Consider the following 22649-nt stretch of genomic DNA (forward strand, 5'->3'; position numbering starts at 1 on the left):
GCCTAATGGTTTTTAGGAATGAGCAATATTTAATTTGTTTTTATTACGTGTAGATTTTCAACAAGGTCTTTATTGTCTGGGAATAATTTTATTGCTTTTTCAAGCACTGTTATAGCTTCATTTTTTTCACCACTAACACCCAAGGTATTTGCTAAGCTCATATGAGTATTTGGAATTTCTGGAAATAATTCAACATTTAGCTTGAAAACTTCTATGGCTTCTTCAACTCTGTTTTTAGAATATAATATACGACCATAAGTATTAAGTTCATACATGCTTGTTACTTTAGGTTTATAAGTTTTTGCAAGTTGAGTAGTTGCAGCTTTAAGACCATTTAATCCATCATTTTTTAAAATTAAATTTACTTTGGTTACAATTTGATAGCTAGACTCATAGTTGTTTGTTGACACTATGTTTAAAATATCTTTTTCTAGAGTTTCAACAGGTCTTTCAACAATTCTGTTGACTTCTTTTCTGTTTTTATAAAAAATAAAAGTTGGAACTCTGTGTATATTTAAACCTTCTTCTTCATGTTGAGGGCTTTGTTTATACATGTCTGGTTGACTACTTAACGCAACAACAGTTAGTTGGTCTTCAGGAAAATTACAAGCTTCTAGTATTTTATAAAATCTTGGCACTTCACGTTTACTATCGCCACACCAAGTACCTAGAAATAATGTGATTTGATAATCTTTTATATAAGAAGCAATCTTTTTTATTGTAGTTTCATCTAGTTGATAATCTTCATAATTTGATGAAAACCAAACGTTATAATTGTTTGATGTTAATCCATTTTTATCAATTTTACCTAATAGGTAAGGCGCATCAGTTTCTGAATCAATTTCTTTATTTAAAGTTTGAGATTGAGAAATGTTAAGGGCAAAAAAGACGAAAAAGCAAGTAATTATTAAAGTCTTCATATTTTTCCGTCATTATTAGGGTTTAATACTTCGCCTTTTATTTTTAATATTTTGTTGCTTTCTGATGCGTTAGACATTACAGTTATTGTTTTTTTAAATACACCAATTCTGTTTGTTGCATATTTTACTTTAATCTCACTTGTTTCACCAGGTAGAATTGGCGTTTTTGCGTAAGAAGGCACTGTACAACCACAAGAAGTTTTAACATTGGTAATTACAATAGGAGATTTTCCTGTATTTGTAAACTTAAATGTGCGCTCACCATTATCATTTTGATTAATAGTTCCGTAATCTATTTCGTCTGTTACAAATGTTAATATGCCTGAATTTGTATCTGTAGCAATATCTTGTGAAAAGTTTGTGGCATAAATAAATAAACAGAAAACGAATAAAAGTTTAGATTTTACTAATTGTAATGTGTTAATAGATTGTTTCATAATGTTTGAGTTTTGATTAATTATGAAACAAACATCTCAAAAACAATAAAGAAAAAGCTATTATTTAAGGTTGAAATGAGTACTAGTACCTAGGTTGAATTTTGTAATTAACTATTAAACAGCGATTTAATTTCGTCTCTTGAGCTAACATTAAGTTTTTTGTAGATATTATTTACATGAGTTTTTACAGTACTTAAGCTTACAAAAAGGGTGTCTGCAATTTCTTTATTAGACTTTTCTTCTAATAATAAGCTTAAAATATTTTGCTCTTGCTTGGTTAATTGATCTTTAGCTTCAATTAGCGTTTGGTTTTGTAGTTTTTTACGATTTAACCAAAACCAAATATTACCAATTAGTGATAAAACCAATACAGTATATAACAAATAGTTCCAATTAAAATTAGAGTCGTTTTTATCATTAACTATAAATTCATCTGACGTTAATTCTGCTTTGTATTGTTTGGTGTAAGGTGAGTTTGGATAACGTTTTTCTAAACGTCCTAACAAATCGTTATAATAGGTGTTAGTTTTTAAGTCTTCTAGATAGTGCTCGTGCAAATCATTACGTCTGTCTGACAAAAAAGAATATATATAAAGCTCAGCAATAGGCTCATTAAGATTATGGCCAAAATCCTGCAAGGTTTTAAACCATTTTTTATTGTTTAATTTTCTGCTAGCTTCACTTCTGTATTCGCCAAAAGCAAATTTCATTTCTTCTCTTAATGAATCTATTTTTACAAATACAATTGCTTTTTCGTTATTAGATTTTATGTCACAAAACATTTGTTTATCAAACGAAAAAGGAAAAACAATTGTGTCGCTATTTTTTGCGATAAAAATAACCTCTTTACTATCATCACAGTGTCCATTAAAATGACTTTGGTTTTGATCGTCGTCAAAACAATTATCAACATGAATTCTGTAAATTCTGTTTTCGTTTTCTAGCTGATCTCCGGAGAACTTAAAAAAGCCTAAGCTATCTGTTTTAACTCTGGCTATAATTTGCTCAGAATACACGCCAGAAATTTTCCTGTAGTCTTCTATTATAGAGAGGTAAACATTATCGTGCCATTCTTTATTATCTATGTGTCCACTAAAACTATATTGCGCTTTAGAAGAGGCAAATGCCAATAAAAAAAATAGTAAACTTAGCTTTATTCTCATGTTACGAATCTACTATAATTTATTTTAAAATGAAATAGAATGCACAATAACAAGGCTTTGTAACAAAACGCTTATAAACACGTCCAATAAGTACATCTTCCCGATTTCTCGGGAATGACAGTTTTTAGGTTTTCAAAGCTTTGCTTTGAATACTTAATTTTAAATCAATCAAAAATTAATCATTATGAGTATTTGGAGAGTTTTACTTTCTATATTTTGTCCACCTTTAGCAGTTATTGATAAAGGCTGTGGCTCTATAGTTATTGTCTTTTTATTGTGGCTTTGCGGCTGGGTTCCTGGCGTTATTGCTGCTTTGGTAATCCTTAATAACCCAAAGAATTGATCATTTAATTATTTTTTATAGGAAGCCTCTAGCAAACTACTTTGTTAGGAAACTACTATAAAAAAAATGACGTAATTTTGCATTCTATGAACAAAAGCGTAGAAATACAAGATTTAGGATTTAAAGACTATAAAGATACTTGGGACTATCAGGAACAATTATTTAAGTCTATTGTAGACACAAAAATAAAGAACAGAAGAGAAGATGCAGGTATTGAAACACCTAATTACTTTTTATTTGTTGAGCATCCGCATGTGTATACTTTAGGCAAAAGTGGCGATATGTCTAACATGCTTTTAAATGAAGAGCAACTTACACAAAAAGGAGCTACTTTTTATAAAATAAATAGAGGAGGAGATATTACTTATCATGGTCCTGGGCAAATTGTTGGCTATCCAATTTTAGATTTAGATAATTTCTTTACAGACATACATAAATACCTTCGTTTTTTAGAAGAAATGATTATACTAACGCTTGCCGATTACGGACTTAAAGCAGAGCGTAGTCCTGGTGAAACAGGAGTTTGGCTAGATGTAGGCACACCATTTGCACGTAAAATTTGCGCCATGGGAGTAAGAGCAAGTCGTTGGGTAACAATGCATGGTTTTGCACTAAATGTAAATGCCGATTTAGGATATTTTGATAATATTATTCCTTGTGGTATAAGAGGTAAAGCTGTAACTACACTTAATAACGAACTTGGTGTAGAAAAGGTCGATGAAACCGAAGTTAAAGAAAAACTACTCAAGCATTTTACCTTACTTTTTGAAGCGCAATTAAACTACCAAACCGCTTAAAGTTTATGGGTTATATACAAAAAATGGTATTGTTGGTATTAACAGTTCCTTTTGCACTAGCTCCAGGTGGTCTTATAACCTATTTGGTTGGATTTGAAAATGCAACATTTGAGTATTCTATGCTTATTCCTGTTGCAATGACAGCTTTAGGTACTTGCGCATTTATATTTCATTTAAAAACCAAAACGTTTTATAAGTTGTATAAAAAAGATTTGCCAATGCCAAAAGTTGAGCCTCTATTTTGGTTTTTAACTATTTCTTTTGGCATATCATTTATTGTTGTTTCTAGTTATATGTTTTACGCGATAATAAATATGCAGCAGACAAGAAATGTTGATGATATAATGTGGCAAGTTTTAGCTTTATGCTCTCCTATGTTTGTTTTTGGAATTTGGACAGTAGTTGAAGCCTTTTATTTGCACAAACTAGTTATAGAAAACAAAAACAAAACCAGACATTACGAAATTGATGATATAAAAGGGAATGTTTAGAGAGTGATTTTCTAGGCTAGAGCAACCAATGTAATTATAAATGTTGTTGTAAAACGTTTTTATTTTTTAATATTCGTAAACATAAAAGGGATTAATGCTGATAGAGCAACAAACCCTGTCATATATGATGTTCTTTCTAATTCTATTCCTAGAAAACATAAGAATGTAAAAACAGAAATACAGGCGTACAGCAAAACTATCGAGTCACAAATTAATTTATTCTTTTGTTCATCAAATCGATTCAGAATAATAAGATATCTTTTGCCTTTTAAAAAATACAGATAATTTAATCCAATCAGTAACGATGTAATGATGCCAAATCCTTTTTTTCCAATAGATTTAATATCGTAATCTATGTAAATCAGAATTGAGAAAATATTAACAAATAACAGTAGGGAAATAAGAATTATAGCTGACCATTCAGGAATTGATTTATTAGTAATATTTAAACTTCTATAAATACTAAAAAAAACATAATCATAAATTTTTCTCATCGGCTTTTTGAATGTTTTACAACTAGTATGATATGAAATCGTTTTAATATTTATATCAGACATTAAACGAAGTTCGGTTATTTTTTTACATAATCAAACTATCCTTCTTCATTAAAAAACACTTAGTAGTAGTGCGTTTTTTTACTAATTTGAGTTATCTAGGATGAAACTTTCAATGGCCTTAAGGTATTCTTTACCACCAGTTTTTCCTAAATTATAATGTCCACCATTTTTTACAGGGATAAACTTTTTGTTTTTTGATTTTAAGTTATCAAATAATGATTTTCCATACTCAAATTTTATGTTTTCATCCTGTTCACCATGAGCTATTAAAATAGGCTGTTCTATATTTTTAACCGAAGAAATAGGTGACACTGAATCTGGATTAAACTTGGCAATTTTACCAGCCTCATTCAAAGCTATATTGCATATTGGTTTTAAGCCTATATTGTAAGAAAAAGATTTTTGATAATCATAAACAATTTGGTTTAGATCTGTAAATGTGCTTTCAATAATTCCGAATTTAATCCTATTGTCAAACTCAAGGGCTTGTATTGCAATTGCTCCACCCATTGAGTTTCCCCAAATACCTATTGGTATTGAATCGTTTTTTGATTTTATAAAATCTATTACGTTAGCTATGTCTTTTTTTTCATTATAGCCAAAGGTGCAATATTGACCTCCACTTTGACCATGTGCTCTATTGTCTATTAAAACTGATTCTACACCAATTTTTGATAAACTTTTTGATAAATTTAAAAAGTGCTCTTTGCAACCACCAACACCATGAACGAGTATTATTAATGATTTAGCTGGAATTGAGTCACTCTTTATCCAATATCCTTTAATATTTATTGAGTCATCAACAAAAACGTTAATATCTGTGCTTATTAAATCTAAATCTGAAGGAACAATTTTCTCAGAAACTCTTGGTGGTTTTATTATAGAATAAGGTAATATATGCTTAGAAACTATATAGCCTGCAAGTCCAATTACAATAATTACAACGATTGAAATAATTTTAATCTTTTTTCTCATTTAGTTGTAATTGTTTTTTTGATTGATGATAAAGTTAATTGCACAAATTCAACACGTGTAATATACTAAATTCGTTTATTTTTCTGACATAATCAAACTAGCCTTCTTCATTAAAAAACACTTTGTAGTAGTGCATTTTTTTTACATCATCATAACCACGTTCTAAATATTCGGCTGAAGCATCTGGTGCATCAACATCGAGTTTTATTTGTATGTTGGTATCGAGTTTTATTTCTGTTTTAAGCTTTTGTTTTTGCTTTTTTAGTACAATTTCAGAGACATCAAATTGGTTTCTAATAAGCACAGCTTTTTCTGTTTCGAAGTCTTTTTTATAATCGTCAAATAGTGTTTTAAACTTGTCGTCTTCAAATACATCGTCTTTAAAATTCTCCACATTTATAACTTCATTTTCTTTAAAAAAATCGATAGTTTTTGCTAAAAACGAGCTTTGTTCTTGTCCTCCATAACTTGGTTTTAAAATGTCAGTGCTAAAGTCTTTACAAAGCTCAATATAGTTTTTGGTATGTTGGTTATAATCATCAGGATACTTAATGTTTAAAAACTGTTTTATCCAGTATTGTGTATCGTAAGAATTATGATCAACACTTAACACAATATTACCTTCGGTATCTGCAGTATTTAAAATTAAACAACCTTTATCAACCTTTTTAGTTGGGATACCTTTTTGAGTAATAATATCATAGCTTTTGCCTTCAAGATAGGTTTGAAAAAATTCATTTTTGTTTTCAATCTTAAAAATACCTACTGCATCAACAAACATATCTTCATATTGTATGTCATTAAAGTAGCATATTAAAACATCGCCAGTTTTTATTTGCGCCGAATTACTTTGCTCAAAAAGATGTGTCACAATATGTTTAGAAACCTCAATAAAGTTGCTACTATCAGCAAATAATTGTGATGCATAGCTGTTTATTTCGTTAAGACTAATATTGCTATGATGGTTAAAACGATAGCTCTCAACAACGCTGCCAAATGGTCTTAAAAGGTATGGAAGCATTAAATCATAACTTACTTCATCAAAGTCTATTTCTTGTTCTGAAAAAGCATTTTTTGTGCTGTTAAATTTGTTTCCTACTTTGTGAAGAATACATTTATTAATTGAGGCTTTTGTACGTTTTATCATGATTTTTGTTATGCTTTTTGAAGACTACAATACTACATAAAATTGTATGGAATAAAAACAAAAAAACACCAAAGATTGTCTTTGGTGTTTTAAAAATATAGTAGGCTAATTCTCATAAATAGAAAATCAAAAATGAATCATATAAGTGTTAGTTATCACATCGTCTTGCCATAATGTTTTGTGATACTTCAGTAAAAAAATAGTTCATTTTTTCTTTGTTTCCTTCATGCGGATTTTCGGCATGCAAATCTTTTATTTCTATCATTTTAGTTTCGGCTTTTTTATAATCTACGATTTTAGTTTCTAAACATCGTTTTTCATTTACTAGCCTTGTGTAATCAGGATTATTATTGCTCATCCTTCCTAGTTTTTTGTCTATTTCAATAATACGTTTTTCACACTGTAATTTTTGAACAGTAACCATATCTTTTGGATCTAAACTCTCTAGCATATATTCGCTGTTTTTTTCAGTAGGCGAACCATCTTCAATGTACTTATTAATAGTGCGTTTTCGTTTGCTTTCCATTTCTTCTTCTAATGCTAAAATTTCTAAACTTTTATTCGAAATATCAGCTTGTTGGCTAGGAGATTCGCTTATATTTTCACGTTTCTTTCTAAAAACATCTTCAGTGACATCAGACATGTATTCGTTATCATTTTGCACTTTGGTTTCATACTTTAAATAGCTATTGCCATTTATTGAAACATTTGTGTTTTCAACACGTTCTAATTCGGCTGTGCCATTGTCATTTTCCAATCTTGTAACTAGTTGGGTTTTGTTGTCTGTATAAATATAGCCAAGACCAAATATTCCAACTGTTTTTGGCGTATTAGTAGGAGGTAAGTTGACATTGTTTTGTTCGGCAACATATACGTTTACAGGTCTGCCAGTGTCTGGAGAGGTTGCAGTATATTCTTTAGATTGAAAATTTTGACTGCTTACATTTAAAGTAGTTCCTGTTTGCGAAAAATTCTGATTAAATTTTTTAACAGACATATTAGTTTGGTCTGCTTCAACCATATTAATAGGCAACCTATTCATAACGTATTTTACTCCTTGTATTTCAACAAAATAATAGGTTTTTCCATTGGTTGCAGTGATGCGATACTCTACTTTAAAGTCTTCATCATCAGGTAAAGTAATTCCAGCAAAACGCTCTATCATTTCTTTATCCATTCCCATATAACCTTTGTTTGAATTCACTAGAAATTGAGATGTGCTGCTAATTCCTGAATTTGTATTTGCAGAAAAGGTCATTTTTTTGTCGAATGTTATATTTTCGGATGGATTAAAAGGAATTGGACTTACATCTTGCGTTGATGAGCCTGAAATAACCTGATCGACATAAGAAGCCTCATTTGTACTTATAAACAAGTTGCTTTGTGCAGAGATAAAACCTACATAAAACAGTCCGAAAATGATGAATAGTGGTTTCATTGTTATATTTTTTTAAATTCTACGCGTCTATTTTGAGCTTTGCCCTCTGTTGTTGTATTATCTGCTACAGGCTCGCTTTCTCCTTTGCCTTCAGTTTGAAGATTTTGAAGATTAAATTTTGATGCAAGATATGCTTTAACGGAAGCTGCTCTTTTTTCAGATAGTTTTAAATTAGCCTTACTGTCACCATCACTATCAGTATGTCCAATAATTTTAACGCTTAATGTGGCATCTGATTCTAATGCTTTTCCAATTTTATCTAAAAAAGAAAACGATTCTGGTTTTAATTTATCTGAACCACTATCAAACAAGATTTTAGTAGTGCTAAAACCACCTTTTAAAATCATTGAGCGAATATCTTCACCTTCTTCAGTAATTTTAATGTTTGCTATGGCTGCAATATGGTTCATTTGAGGTTTTGTGCCTTTTAAATAAAATTGAATATATCTACCTAAATTATCTTGTAAAAACGAAGGAAGGTCTATAACCTTTTCATTATCCATATAAACCCTTAAACGTTTACCATTAACAACACAAGTAATATGTACAGTTGTGTTGAATTTTTTATTCATATCAAAATCAATACTGTTTTTAATCTTGTTGGTTACACCATGATTTTCTACAAATATTTTTCTTGGTAATGCACTGCCTTCCCATAGTGAGAAGTGAAATTCTCCACGCTGTTTTAAGTCTTTATTGAGCTTATTGTCTTTAACAAATTGTAGCATAAACTCCGATCCGCTTAACTCTTTGTAGGCTAAATTAGCAGTAATAAAATCAAACTCTAATGCATAGTTTTCTGGTAATTCGCCAGTAGTTGTCATGCACAAACTATTTGGATAAAGTTTTAGAGATTTAGTGCCATTTATTAGAATAATTTCACCTCCAGAATTGGTTTCCCAACCTGCAGGAAAATCACCTTGAGCGTCTTGCGAAAAGGTTTCTTCGAAAACAATACTACCATTAGGAAAGAAGCTACTACCACTTACAATATCTTGATTGTTTGTTGATGAATTTATTATTACACTTTCATTTTGAGTTTCACTACCAACTTCATTTACTTCTTCTTTTTTTGAAGCCTTTTCTTTCTTGTTTTTTTTACGTTTTTCTTTAACTTTTTTTGGCGCTTCAAAAACACTATCAATAGCTTGCGCAGTTTTTTCCTCTGTTTTTTCTTCAACTTTTCTTTCTACAGTACGTTCAGCTGCTTCACCTGCTTTTTTAGTAAGTTTTTTAAGTACTTGTGCATTTAGGTTTCCACAAAAAACCAGAAGAAATAAGATGGTTATCTTTAATGTTTTCATGAGAACTTATTTTTAACGAGTTAGGTTTATAGTTAATGGTTTATTGTTACCGTCAAAACGAACTAAAGGTCTGCCAGATTTATTAATTACGTTTTGGTTAATTCCGTATCCGCAGGCTATAACTCTTATTTCGTTTACATTCCAATTATCTCCACCAATACCTCCACCAAAGGTTGTTTTAAATGTTACACTAACAATTTGTGAAAGAGGCTTAGGGTTTTTTAAACGTAGTGGAACAGTTTCTACATAATTATCAATCCAGCGAGCTTGTCCATTGATGTTTAAAAAGGTTTCCGATGTGCCATCACTAAAATTAACTGTAACATGCACATTATCATTTCCGCCACGTAAATCGTCATTTCCTGTACAAATCTCTACTAAAAGTTCATGTACTTTACCATCGTTTGGAAAAGCTGGAGTAATAACACTTGGTGGTCTGTTTGATTTATATTTTTTGTCAACAAAATAAGTCTGCCACTTGTCTTCATTTGGATATTCTTTATAAGTAAAATATTTGCCTTGTACGTTAGGAACAATTGTCATGAGTCTTGTTGGTTCGTTAGGATCGTAAACAAAGATTTTAAAATCTTCTTTGAAATCGCCTAAATCTCCTTTGTAACGTCCCATATCATAACCAACAGCTAATACTTGATGATGCGGAGCAGCTCCTCCATTTCCTAGAGCAAACAATCCTAAAGGAACAGGTTTGCCTTGATCTATCATACTTTTTAATTCTTCAATTCTTCCACCACCACTTGCTTGAAGTCCCCAATTAAAAAACTCATCAGAACGCCATCCAAAAGGATTTACAAAAAGTTCGGTCCATTTATCTGCATTGTCAGCCAAAGAGGTGACTTGTCGTCTGTATATGTAATCGTGCAAGGGTGTTTTTACAGCTGGTCTGAAACCTTGCGTTGGTATAGCCATGCCATTGTTGTAATAATCTAATGCGCTATAAACCATTCCTCCACATAATCCAGACATTGTTGGGCCATTTAATCCTGGTATTGGAAGTTCTACAGTAAAGGTGTTTGAGAAATTGTATCCTTTAGCTGGAATTGTAAAAGACGTCATTTTTTTAGTGGTAACTAATAATGGTTTGTCCTTAATTGTTGGTCCAACTGTTTTTATTGTAGTTGGAGTTTTACCGTCTTTTTTTTGTCCGTAAACCGTTGTTATGCAGATTACTGCAAGCGCAAAGGCAATAAATTTTATGTTTTTCATGATGGCATTTTTTAAAGATTAAAATAATCCGTTAATATCAAATCCAGAGAGTACAAAGCTATTGTTGGTACTATTGGTATCGTCGTTGTTTGGGTTGTCATCTAATAGAATATCTGGATCATAAGAGATTCTTAAAATGAATTCTGGTTGAAATTCGATAGCAGTATTCCAATTTATTACCACTACTAATGTTATTTCATCTCCACGATTCAATACAGTAAAATTGTTTGTTTCTAATACAGTTTCTGCTGTAGAGCCTAATTCTCTTCGTGATAACTGAATAAACTGCTGACCACTACTTGAGTTAAAATTGGAGTTGCCAATGTTTGTTACTATAGCTGTTAATCTTACTTCGCCAGTTGTGGGAGAGGTTGTTACTACCAGTTCATAGTCAATGGTAGTTGCTTCAAGATCTATGGTTTGTGGGTCGTCATCCTTGTCGCATGAGCTTAAAAAGAATGATAAAATTACTATTGAAAAAATTTTAATTGTTCGCATAATCATTTTTTTTTAAAAGTTGTTTTTTTTATCAGTTTGTTTTTATGAATTATATGTAACTCATAATTTCCCTCTTCTAAATAGTTAACATTGAGGTACACTTTGGTTGAGGGAAATTGTTTTAATTCACCTATATAGTTATGGTTCTTTTTTTTTGGCATGAATTATAACATCCAAATTGGTTGAAGTAAAATTAGATTACAAAAATGAAAGGAGATATGACACATGTAACAATTGTAATGATACATGTAACATCAATTGGAGAAACAATATTTTAGACTGATTGTTAAGTGGTTGCGTACTCTGAAGGAGATGCGTTATAAGCTTCTTTAAAGCATTTTGAAAAGTAAGACACATCATTAAAACCAACACTATAAGCAATTTCTGATATGTTAATATTTCCTTTTTTGAGGAGTAGATTAGCAGCAGCTTTTAAACGTTCGTTTCTAAGAAATTCAGTTGTAGAAACACCTAATAAAGATTTTAATTTTCTGTGTAGTTGCATTCTACTCATACCAATTTCTTTTGAAAAATCATCTGCCGAAAAATCTGAATTTGATAATTGCTTATCTAAAATAGTTTGTAATTTTTCAATAAACTTCTCATCAACAGAATTGATTGCAATATCTTTAGGTTTTAGTATTAATTCTTTGCTATACCTTTCGCGTAGTTGAATTCTTAAATCAATAAGTTGCTGCACTTTTGCAGCCAAAATATCATGGTTAAAAGGTTTTGTAATATAATCGTCAGCTTCATTTTGTAAGCCTTTTAAACGAGATTCGTCTGATGTTTTTGCAGTTAATAAAATTATTGGAATAAATGATGTTGCCTCGTTTTGTTTAAGTTTTTCAGTAAGTTCAAAGCCATCCATTTTTGGCATCATTACATCACTTATAATGAGATCAGGAATTTCTTCTACAGCTATTTTTAGAGCAGAAACTCCATCTGCAGCTTCTAAAATTTGATATTTTGCTTTAAAAATATCTTTTAAAACTGACCGAATAGATTCATTATCGTCAACAATTAAAAGTATAGGATGGTCTTCGTTTGTGTCTTTTACTGTGCTATTAATTACTTCAGATTCTGTAGTTTCTTTTATAATACTTATATCTTTTAATAGGTCTATGTCTAAAGGTAAATTAACTTCAAAAACAAGCATGTTGTTTTCAATTTTTGAAGAAATTGTTCCTCTATATAAAGTTATCAGTTCTTTTACTAAAGATAAACCAATCCCAAAGCCTTGGTGTGAGTCGTTTTCTTGATAAAATCGCTCAAATAATTTACTAATATCTTTCGCATCTGTAGAGTTAGTTGTATTGGCTATTTTGAGATTAATAGTGTTATTAGTTTTAGACACTTCAAAAGTTATGGAGCCACCTTTAGTGGTGTATTTTAGTGCATTTGTTAATAGGTTGGTACAAATCTTTTCGATAACATCTTTATCAAACCATTGCGGGTTTTTAAATGTTTCAATTTGCTTTGTAAAGGTTAGTTGTTCCTGTTTTGCGATTAATTGATAAGGTTCTGCTATGGTTTGTAAAAAGATATGTAAATCTCCTTTTTGTAGAATTAGCTTTAAGTTTCCTGAATCTATTTTTGATAATTCGAGCAACTGATTTACCAAGTCTAACATTCTATTTGAATGTTGCTCAATAAGGTTTAGGTTTTTATTTTTTTTAGTATTTGTTTCTTCCTGTTTTAATAGTTGTAACGGACTCTTTATTAGCGTTAAGGGTGTTCTAAACTCATGCGAAATATTAGCAAAAAATTTAGATTTTAATTCATCTAGCTCATTTAATTTTCGAGCAGTTTTAATTTTGTTTCTATACCCAAAGATTAGAAAACCTGCACTTAAAGCAACTAAAGTTATAATGCCTAAAAACAAATAAGTTTGATTCTTTTTTTGTTGCTCTATTAATGCTTGTTGTGCTGTTAATAATGCTATCTCTTCTTCTTTTTTTGCTGTTTGGTATTTTACTTCTAATGAAGAGGTTAGTTCTTGACTTGATTTTTTAATAAGATCTTCTCTTAAATCATAAGCTTGATCAAAATACTCAAAAGCGGTTTTGTATTGCTTTACTTCATAGTTGCAAATAGCTAAACTGTAAAGTAAACGTTCATAATTATCTGTTTTTACTATGCTTGGATTGTTTATGTTATTGTAAATAGTTTTTGCTTCTTCAAGGCTTTTTATTGCCTGGTTAAAGTCTTTGGTTTTTCGTCTATGAAAACTACCATTATAAACCAATGCTCGAGCAAGCTCAATTTTATCATCTGTAGACCTTAAATAATTTAATCTTTCAACTTGATATTTCTTTGCGTTTTCTAAATCATCAATTCCAATAAAGTATACAGTATATAATAAATATACTTGTGATAGGTTTCTGATGTCATTATTTTTTTTGAAATAATTGAAAGCCAAATCAATATATTCTTTTGATTGACTATCATTCCCATTTAATCCACTTACATCTGCCAAATAAGTATAGATGTAATTAATCATCTCTTCAGACTTGATTTCTTTAGCCACTTTTAAGGCTTCTAAATATAATTTTTCGGCAGCTAAAGTTGTTTCTTTAGTAAATTTGATCCTTGATATTTCACCTCGTTTTAAGAGGGCTTCAATAGAGGTTTTATTTTTTATGTTTTTTGAATTGGAAATGGAATCTATTTTTAAAAACAGAGGAAGAGCTTTAACAAGATCATCTTTAAAAAAATAGCTATTGGCTTCATAATAATAAGCATCAATAACCATTGATGGATTATTAAGTTTTTTTGCCAAACTTTTTGCCGATTCTAAATAACCATCAGCCTCATTATTATTGAGCTTGTCTGATGAACGGAAAAGCTCTAAAAGTGAAGCAAATGTTAGAGAATCATTCTTTTTGGTGTTAAAAAAGGTGTAGCTTTTTTTTGCATAAGTATATGCACTATCGTAAGCTAAATCTTTATAAAATTGCTTAGAAGTTTCTAAATAATTATTACTCTCAATTTTTTTTTGAGCAATAATAATATTAGTAATTAAAAAACAGATTATGAATAATAGTTTTCTCATAACATGAATTAGTAATATCTAAATTAAGTTAAATATTTTAAAAAAAAACGCCAAAGAAATAAATCTTTGGCGCTGATAGATAGAGGCGTCGATTTGGTTGCCTTTACAACTTTATAAATTCTACACGTCTGTTTTGTGCTTTGCCATCGGTTGTTTTATTATCTCCAACAGGAATACTTTCGCCTTTTCCGTCGGTTTGTAATCTTTCGGCTGAAATATTATAGATATCTATTAAAGCTTTTTTTACAGCTTCAGCTCTGTCTTTAGATAATTTCATATTTGCTTCATCACTTCCATCAGCATCTGTATGACCAACTATTTTAAGTTTCATATCAGCTTCTTGTTGTAATACTTGTGAGATTTGACGAATTATTCCGTAGGATTGTTTTTGAATGTTTGCAGAACCAGAATCGAATAAAATTCCATTGGTTGAAACTTTGCCATCTGTCATTAAAGTTCTTCTTAAGTCTACACCACCTTCAGCTATTTTTAAATTGCTAATAAATAGTCGCTCTTCTCCATCTTCAAAACCTTCAAGATTAAATTTAATAGTGGTTAGTTTTCCTTCAGAAACAAATTGAGGAATATCAACATACTTTTTTTCATTCACCCAAAGGCGATACCTTTTCTTATTTACTGCGATAGATATATGAGGTCTGTTTTTTACTTCTTCACGAATATCAGCAGTTATTGTATTATTAATAGTACTTGAGCTATTTATGGCATTTAAAACTCTAATGCCAAAGGCACCATACTGACCAAAAGGTAATTGTACTTCTGCGTAATTTGTACCTGTATAAAACGTATTGTTATCATCAAGGTTTATAACCAATCTGGCTACTGATGATGTATTATTATCTAACCCTTCGGAAATTAAGTCGAACTCTATTGTATATTCTTCAGGTAATGAAGAGTTTAAAAGTGGGATGTATTGAATGTTATAACCTGGTTTAAACTCAAACCAATTGCCTTCTGCTTTACTTAATTTTACAACTTCACCAGATCCGTTAGTGTTCCATTTAGAAGGAAAATCTCCAATAAAATCTTGTGAAAAATCATCGAAATATAAAATCTTATCTCCAGGAACGAAATCGAACTTACTATATACTTTAAGTTCGTCTGAAATATTTGTATTTACCTTTACATTATCACCATCGTCATTTGTTGTTGATGGATTGGTGTTAGGGTTTTTATTATTAGTATTAGGAGTGTCTTTTGTGGGTGTTTTTTCATCTGGATTCAATATTGAGTCCATTGCTTTTTCGGTCTCTTTTTCTGTTTTTTGTTCTAGTTTTCTTTCAACAGTTTGTTCGGCCTTTTGTTTAAGTTTTTTCAATATTTGAGCATTGGCACTAGGAAGTGTAAATACTGTACACAAAACAATTGTAAGTATTTGCGAAAAATGTAGTTTTTTCATTTGTAACGTATTGATTTATAGTGCGAATAAAGATAAAAATAACTTCGCTACATACAAAACATTATTTGCTACAAAGTGAAAATTTAATTTATCTGATACACTATTATAGTATCGCTATCTCCTTTAACTACAAACTCAAGACCTCTTTCTTTGTCAATATTTGCAAGCTCTATTGTTGAATTTCCGTAGAGTGGAAAGTTATCAATAGGTTTTCCGAGGCTATCAAATAAATATACTTTTTTAGATTGAAGATCGGTTACAGACACATAAATTTTATCATTTAAATAAAATATTTTAGGAGCAGTATAATCTCCAAATTCTAAATCTACAGTAGAAGATTTTATTTTTAGTACATTTTCTGACAGTGTTACAAGAGTTTTACTAGTGGTTGTAATGGCATGCTTTTCTTTTAAGCTTAAACTTGTTGAAATAAGTTTACCATTTTCATCAATCTGTATTAAATCTCCTTTGCTGTTTGATGTTGTAAATTTGTTATTATATAAGTAAATATCGTTCCCTGAAAAAGTGATGTTGTTTTTTACATTTATTCTGGTTTTTCCAACTCTGTCTATAATTTCGAGTTCATTACCTTGAGCAAATACTATATAATCTTTTTTGCCAATTCTAAAATGTTTTGGTTGAGTACTTATTTTACCTTCTGCTTTTTTAAATGTAAATCCACTAACAGCTTTTCCTTGTTTATCGTACATAAGTAGAGCTTTTCCTTGAGTAACTAAAAACCTGTAGTCTTTGTTGTTGTCGTAATCAAACACCGAAAGCTGTTGTGTTATATTGTCTTTGAACTTTAAAGGAAATGGAGAAACATCCTTTCCGTTTCTGTCTAAAACAAAAACACGGTTAGTGGTAGCAAATACTAGTTGAAATTTTCCGTTTTTAAGAATATCAATCTGCTCTATAGTTCCTAAAATTTTACTGTCGAGTTGCTTCTTCCAAAGCACTTTTCCGTCATTAGAAATTAAATATAAATTGTTATTTATGTCTTGTACTACAATGTCTTTCTGATTGTTGGTATGATTGTCAACAAACTGCGGATTTGTAAGTATTGCTGCATCTAATTTTATACTAAAATCTTCAGAAACAGAGTTTGCTACAGACTTGCTTTTGTTCTTTTTAATAATAGCATTTACATGTGCAAAATCTGTATCATAAATAAACTGTATTGCAGATGCTTTATAAGTGTCAATTTCTAAAGATAAATCTTCATTAAAATTTGAATTAAATATTTTATTTAAACTATTAGAATTGGCATAAGTAAATAATGAAGCTTCATCACTTAAGCTTTTCATAATATTAGCATAAGCAACCGACTCATGAAGCGTTGTATTATTTTGATAGTTGGAAATAATATCTTTTAAAAAATCAACATCATCAGAAAACACAATAAAATCATCAATACTAAAATAAGTAGTTGCATTTTGAAAATTAACAAAAGGTGATAAGTAATCTGAAAACAGTTTAGGGTTATCATAAGGGTAAATATCAACTTCTCTAAAAGTATCAATAGAATTTCGAGAAAGTAAAGCATCTTGAGTTGCTAATACATCTAAAGAATACATAACAATAGCTCTTTTGTCATCTTTATACATTACACCAATTTCTGATGCAGCATCAAAAACGGAAGTTGGAGTTAATGATGTATCTCGCTTTTTATACTTTATTAGGTTGTCATTAAAAGTTTTAAAATCATTAAAAGTAAAACTCATATACCCATCAATATCTTGTGGACAAATTTTACTAGTTTGAATTTCTTGTGGAATAGTATTCTTAAATACATTAATTAAACTTTTAGAAGAATCAACAGCTTTAGTAATACCATTAAATAATAACTGGTCTTGTGTTACATCAGCATCGAGTAACATATAATTTGTTAATGAGTTACTGTTTAATTTTTCAGTTAAGAATAACGAAGGAATTAGTTTCTTGTTTTTAGAATTAATTAAAATAGAAAGCGATGACTTTGAGTTGGCAGTATTATAAACTTTTATAAGCTCAGAATCTATTTCTTTTTTATCAAAAGCAGTTTCAACAAGTTGTTTGTCATTAGAAGCAAAAAATATACTGTCTTTTATAACACTATAAAGTATCTGGTTGTTTAGAGTAGTTTTTGTGATACTGTAGTTTTTTGTTGAAATTGTTTCTACAGTTTTATCTTTTAATGAATCTATATTAAATAATCTGTCATGATATTTTGAGATTATAGAAATCTGCAAACTATCATTAGAGTCTTTTCCTAAAGTTATTAATAATCTATCCGCTGGCTTTAAATATTTCAGATAACTAAGTTTTTTTTCTAAAACATTTATTTTATCATATTTAGAAATGGCTTTAAACAAAGAGTTGTTTTTTAAAGCACTGTTTAGCCCTTCAACAGAATTGGTCTTTATAATTATGGATGAATTTTGAGGCGCTAATGAAATTAAGTTAGAATGATGTATTTTGTCATTGTCACAACTAAACACTAAAAGAACAAAACTTAATAGGAACCAAATATTTCTCATTGAGGGTTTTTGTGCAAATATAAAAAGTTAGAAATCTAATTTAAGTTGTTCTGGTAATAATCTGAAAGTTTTTCTGTGATATTTTGTAATACCATATTTTCTAATTGCTTCTCTATGCTCTTTTGTTGGATAACCTTTGTTTTGTTTCCAATTGTACATTGGAAACTCTTCATGAATTTTACACATATAGTCATCTCGCTGAGTTTTAGCAATAATTGAAGCAGCTGCAATGTTTAAAAACTTACTATCTCCTTTAATTATGGTTTCATGAGGTATATTATTGATTGGTTTAAATTTATTTCCATCAACAATGATAAATTCAGGTTTAATCTTTAATAATGCAATTGATTTGTGCATTGCTAAAATTGATGCATTTAAAATATTGATTTTGTCAATCTCATCAGGATAAATATGAAAATAAGCATACGAGATTGCTTCATTTTCAATGATGTACCTTAATTTATCTCTTTTATTTTCAGAAAGCTGCTTTGAATCATTAAGTATATCACTAATAAAATCTTGAGGTAAAATAACTGCAGCGGCAGTCACTGGGCCAGCTAAACAACCTCGCCCAGCTTCGTCAGTACCGCATTCATGTTTAAATTTTGTTAAAGTTAGTTGTAAAGACAAAATGTTAAAGTTTCAACAAAGTTAAAATTTTAACGCAACCTATTATGATATTATGCATCTAAATAATAGCAAAAATCTTTGTTAACACTAGAAAATTTAACAAGTTTGAAAGAAATGATATTAACATTTTTTTAAGCAAAATACTTGTTTATTTAATATATTATTAAGATGTTTGCGAAAGACTAACTCAAATAATTGTTTTATGAAATTAAAGTTAACATGGTTAATAACGCTTTTTATGGCGTTTGTGATGCAACTCTCTTTTGCACAAGAGAAATCTGTCACTGGTACGGTTACCGCTGCTACAGACGGTTTGCCATTACCTGGTGTAAATGTAATTGTGAAAGGAACTACAAGGGGAGTTCAAACCGATTTCGATGGTAATTATACTATCAAGGCTAGTGTTGGTGAAACATTAGTATTTTCATTCATAGGAATGAAAAACACATCTGTTGTTGTAGGGGCAAACAATACAATCAATATTAGTATGCAAGAAGACATTGAGTCTTTAGCAGAAATTGTAGTTGTTGGTTTTAGCACAAAGTCAAGAGATGAATTAACTTCTGCGGTATCTAATGTTACCTCAGAAGATTTAGAAAAAATTGCGCCTTCAGTAAGTATAGATAATATGCTTCAAGGTGTCGCTTCTGGTGTACAAGTTACGGCTCAGAATGGTAAACCTGGTCAAACTGCGTTTATTAGAGTTCGTGGTATTGGTTCTATTAATGCAGGTAATCAACCATTGTATATTGTTGATGGAGCTCAAGTAAATGAAGATGACGTTAATGGTATTAATCCTAACGATGTTGAATCTGTAAGTGTTTTAAAAGATGCTGCATCTACATCTATTTATGGTGCTCGTGGTGGTAATGGTGTTGTGCTTATTACAACTAAGAGAGGTAAAAAAGGTCAAGATGGTGTTTTTAAACTAACATCTAGAGTTGGAAGAAGTAGAAAAACTGAAGACAACTTTACAATGATGAACGCAGCTCAAAAACTTCAGTATGAGAGAGAGTTAGGTCAAGGTATTGGCGCTGGTATTTCTTCTAATGCTGAATATTTAAGACTTGTAGGTTTAGATCACGACTGGAAAGATGATTTATTACAAGATGGTCTTCAAAAATCTATAGGCTTCTCGGCTTCAGGTGGAGAAGAGAGAATGAATTATTTCTTCTCGTTAGGATATGATGAGGATTCTGGAATTATTCAAGATATTGATGCTTATAATAGAGTTTCAGGACGTTTAAATGTTGATTATCAAATTAAAGATTGGGCTAAAATTGGTTCAAGTTTATCTTTCTCTAGTATTGAAAATGGAGATCCAAGAGATAGAAACAACGTTCAAAACCCATTTAGAGCAATATATGATTATAACCCATATGAAACTAAATTTGTTTTAGATGCAAATGGTGATCAAGTTTTAGATGCAAATGGTAATCCAATATATAATGCTACGCATGCTGGTTATCCTGTGTCTGCTGAGTTAAACCAAAATATCACAACTAGATATTACAATAGATTTTTAGGTAATTTATATTTAGATTTAAAATTAACTGATAATATTAAATTTTTAACTCAAGGTTCAGGAATTTATGAGCAATATAGAAGAGAGAATTTCTTACAACCTGGTTCAGTTTTAGATTTAATTGTTAACGGTGGTGTACCTACTGGGTCAAAAACGGATAATGGTTCATTTGACTTTACATATACTTGGTTAAATAAAATCACATATACAAATACTTTTGGTGATGTTCATAACCTAGAACTTACTGCTTTATCGGAATATGTAAGAGATAATTTTAGAAGTTATTCTGCTCAAGGTCAAGGTTTTGTTGTAGGAGGTCCATCAGTGTTAAATGTTGCTGCTACACCAATTGCTGTTGCAGGAACTAGATCTGAATACTCATTATTTTCATTAGCAGCAAACGTTGATTATAACTATGATAATAGATATATTATTAATGCTACTGTTAGACGAGATGGGTCTTCTAGATTTGGTACAAACTCTAAATATGGTAATTTTTATAGTGGTTCTATAGCTTGGAATATTACAAATGAAGAGTTTATGGCAGGTAATAAAACTTTTAGTACGTTAAAGTTAAGAGCTTCAGCAGGTACTTCTGGTAATGATCAAATAGGTAGATACTCATCAATTACTACTTATGGTTTTGGTGCTTATAATAATGGTTTAACAACTATTAGCCCTGCTAACTTTGGAGATCCAAATTTAGGATGGGAGCAAAATTTCAACTATGGCGTTGGACTTGAATTTGGATTATTTAATAATAGATTAAGAGGTCTTGTTGATTATTATAACAGAACAACTTCTGACTTATTATTGAATGAACAATTGTCATTAACTACGGGTGGTAATGCTGTTACTGGTAACCTTGGTGAAATGGTTAATAAAGGTCTTGAATTTGAATTAGCTGGTGATATTATCCGTAATGAAAAATTAAAATGGACAGTTTCTGCTAATTTAAATTTATATGATAACGAGGTTACTAAATTAGTTAATGCAGATGATCCTAATACAGTAGGAGTAAATGAGAGTGATTTATTTACTACAAGTAATTTCTTCTCTATATTAAGAGTAGGTGAAGAAGTAAATACATTCTATTTAACAAGATATGCTGGTGTTAATCCTGCTAATGGTGAAGCATTATATTTAGATGCAGATGGAAACGTTACAAACAATGCTAACGGAAATGAAGTAGCATTATCTGGAAAGTCTCCTTTTGCTGATTTAGATGGTAGTGTAAGTACAACTGTACAATACAGTGGATTTGATTTATCTGCTAATTTCTATTATAAAGTTGGTAATTATATTTACAACTTACCAGAATCTAATATGTTAAGTGATGGTGATAATATTGCAGATAATCAAAGACTAGATGCATTTAACTACTGGAGAAATCCAGGAGATACTAATGTGTTACCTAGACCATTTAGTAATTCAAATCAAACATCAGATAGATTTCTTCAAAAGGGTGATTATATTAGATTACGTAGTTTACAGTTAGGGTATACTCTTCCAAGTAGATTTACTGAAACTATGGCGCTTAAGAGTGCTAGAATTTATGTTTCAGGAACAAACTTATGGACATATGCTCCTTACTATAAAGGAGATCCTGAAGTTGGTATTGGTTCTGGTGAAACTCAAACTAGCGCAGGAAATCCAACCGTTATTCCAGGCGAGTTTGCACTATATAGCTACCCAACAACATCTTCAATATCTTTAGGAGTTGATATACAATTTTAAAAAAAAAATAATATGAAAAAATACATTTTAATATTTACGGTAAGTTTATTTACTCTGATTACTTCTTGTGGTAAAGAAAACTTAGATTTAAATCCATTTGATTCTGTGGGAGCAGATGTTGCTTTAAATACACCAAGCGACTTCGAAAGTGCAGTTAATGGATTATACAGACAAATGATTTTTGGTTCTTATGGAGCTAGTATGATGTCATTTCCTGATGTGTTAACAGATAATTTAATATTTGTTGTAACAGGGCGTCAAACCCAAAAAACTACTTTTGAGTGGTTATATAATGCAAATAATACGCAACAAGGGTTTATGTCACAATCATACACTGTTATTCAACAGGCTAATTTTATATTAGAAAATATTGATAGAATTCCTGATGGAGCTCAAAAGAACAATATCATTGCTCAAGCTAAAGCAGCAAGAGGATTAGCTCATTTCATGGTTAATAATGTGTTTGCAAAAA

General features: G+C 30.2%; 19 protein-coding genes. 5 read left to right on the forward strand and 14 right to left on the reverse strand.

Annotated features, from left to right (window positions below; translation table 11 throughout):
• Positions 1–29: 29 nt before the first annotated feature.
• From IEW41_RS13280 to IEW41_RS13290, 3 genes are all read right to left on the reverse strand, one after another.
• The gene (locus IEW41_RS13280; RefSeq protein WP_188606863.1) at positions 30–920 is read right to left on the reverse strand and encodes a thioredoxin family protein; all 891 of its coding nucleotides are present in this window, start codon (positions 918–920) and stop codon (positions 30–32) included.
• Positions 917–1357: a DUF1573 domain-containing protein gene (locus IEW41_RS13285; RefSeq protein WP_188606864.1), complete on the reverse strand. Its 441-nt coding sequence runs from the start codon at positions 1355–1357 to the stop codon at positions 917–919. The genes IEW41_RS13280 and IEW41_RS13285 overlap by 4 nt, the downstream gene beginning before the upstream one ends.
• A gap of 107 nt (positions 1358–1464) precedes the next feature.
• Positions 1465–2520 (reverse strand): helix-turn-helix domain-containing protein, encoded by a 1056-nt coding sequence (locus tag IEW41_RS13290; RefSeq protein WP_188606865.1) that lies wholly within the window; start codon positions 2518–2520, stop codon positions 1465–1467.
• A 184-nt stretch (positions 2521–2704) separates the two neighbouring features.
• On the opposite strand from IEW41_RS13290, the gene IEW41_RS13295 reads away from it, so the two are divergent.
• The 3 genes from IEW41_RS13295 to IEW41_RS13305 all read left to right on the forward strand — a co-directional run bounded on the left by IEW41_RS13295 (position 2705) and on the right by IEW41_RS13305 (position 4151).
• Positions 2705–2863, forward strand: a complete 159-nt coding sequence (locus IEW41_RS13295) for a YqaE/Pmp3 family membrane protein (protein ID WP_188606866.1) — start codon at positions 2705–2707, stop codon at positions 2861–2863.
• Positions 2864–2949: 86 nt separating this feature from the next.
• Entirely contained in the window at positions 2950–3660 is a 711-nt protein-coding gene (gene lipB / locus IEW41_RS13300; RefSeq protein ID WP_188606867.1) for a lipoyl(octanoyl) transferase LipB, read from the forward strand.
• Positions 3661–3665: 5 nt separating this feature from the next.
• Entirely contained in the window at positions 3666–4151 is a 486-nt protein-coding gene (locus IEW41_RS13305; RefSeq protein WP_188606868.1) for a hypothetical protein, read from the forward strand.
• Between the two features lie 59 nt (positions 4152–4210).
• Here IEW41_RS13305 and IEW41_RS13310 read toward each other — a convergent pair whose 3' ends face one another.
• From IEW41_RS13310 to rnhB, 11 genes are all read right to left on the reverse strand, one after another.
• The gene (locus IEW41_RS13310; protein WP_188606869.1) at positions 4211–4708 is read right to left on the reverse strand and encodes a hypothetical protein; all 498 of its coding nucleotides are present in this window, start codon (positions 4706–4708) and stop codon (positions 4211–4213) included.
• Between the two features lie 81 nt (positions 4709–4789).
• The gene (locus tag IEW41_RS13315) at positions 4790–5683 is read right to left on the reverse strand and encodes an alpha/beta hydrolase (RefSeq protein ID WP_188606870.1); all 894 of its coding nucleotides are present in this window, start codon (positions 5681–5683) and stop codon (positions 4790–4792) included.
• Positions 5684–5780: 97 nt separating this feature from the next.
• Complete coding sequence (locus IEW41_RS13320) at positions 5781–6830, reverse strand: nucleoid-associated protein (RefSeq protein WP_188606871.1); 1050 nt, start codon at positions 6828–6830, stop codon at positions 5781–5783.
• Positions 6831–6978: 148 nt separating this feature from the next.
• Positions 6979–8268 carry a hypothetical protein gene (locus tag IEW41_RS13325; RefSeq protein ID WP_188606872.1) on the reverse strand — a complete coding sequence of 430 codons (1290 nt, stop codon included), beginning with the start codon at positions 8266–8268 and terminating at the stop codon, positions 6979–6981.
• Positions 8269–8270: 2 nt separating this feature from the next.
• Positions 8271–9572, reverse strand: a complete 1302-nt coding sequence (locus tag IEW41_RS13330; protein WP_188606873.1) for an OmpA family protein — start codon at positions 9570–9572, stop codon at positions 8271–8273.
• A gap of 12 nt (positions 9573–9584) precedes the next feature.
• The gene (locus IEW41_RS13335; RefSeq protein ID WP_188606874.1) at positions 9585–10796 is read right to left on the reverse strand and encodes a hypothetical protein; all 1212 of its coding nucleotides are present in this window, start codon (positions 10794–10796) and stop codon (positions 9585–9587) included.
• A gap of 18 nt (positions 10797–10814) precedes the next feature.
• Complete coding sequence (locus IEW41_RS13340; protein ID WP_188606875.1) at positions 10815–11294, reverse strand: hypothetical protein; 480 nt, start codon at positions 11292–11294, stop codon at positions 10815–10817.
• Positions 11295–11580: 286 nt separating this feature from the next.
• Positions 11581–14349: a response regulator gene (locus IEW41_RS13345; RefSeq protein WP_188606876.1), complete on the reverse strand. Its 2769-nt coding sequence runs from the start codon at positions 14347–14349 to the stop codon at positions 11581–11583.
• Positions 14350–14452: 103 nt separating this feature from the next.
• Positions 14453–15766 (reverse strand): OmpA family protein, encoded by a 1314-nt coding sequence (locus IEW41_RS13350; protein WP_188606877.1) that lies wholly within the window; start codon positions 15764–15766, stop codon positions 14453–14455.
• An 83-nt stretch (positions 15767–15849) separates the two neighbouring features.
• Positions 15850–18285, reverse strand: coding sequence for a ribonuclease HII (locus tag IEW41_RS13355; RefSeq protein ID WP_188606878.1), 2436 nt, complete (start codon positions 18283–18285; stop codon positions 15850–15852).
• 27 nt (positions 18286–18312) lie between these two features.
• Complete coding sequence (gene rnhB / locus IEW41_RS13360) at positions 18313–18915, reverse strand: ribonuclease HII (RefSeq protein WP_188606879.1); 603 nt, start codon at positions 18913–18915, stop codon at positions 18313–18315.
• Positions 18916–19117: 202 nt separating this feature from the next.
• Between rnhB and IEW41_RS13365 the strand changes: the two genes are divergently transcribed.
• Positions 19118–22177, forward strand: a complete 3060-nt coding sequence (locus tag IEW41_RS13365; RefSeq protein WP_188606880.1) for a SusC/RagA family TonB-linked outer membrane protein — start codon at positions 19118–19120, stop codon at positions 22175–22177.
• Positions 22178–22189: 12 nt separating this feature from the next.
• Positions 22190–22649, forward strand: a 460-nt coding sequence (locus IEW41_RS13370) for a RagB/SusD family nutrient uptake outer membrane protein (RefSeq protein ID WP_188606881.1), incomplete at its 3' end; no start/stop codon positions are given.

The organism is Aquaticitalea lipolytica (assembly GCF_014641635.1).
GTDB classification, from domain to species: domain Bacteria; phylum Bacteroidota; class Bacteroidia; order Flavobacteriales; family Flavobacteriaceae; genus Aquaticitalea; species Aquaticitalea lipolytica.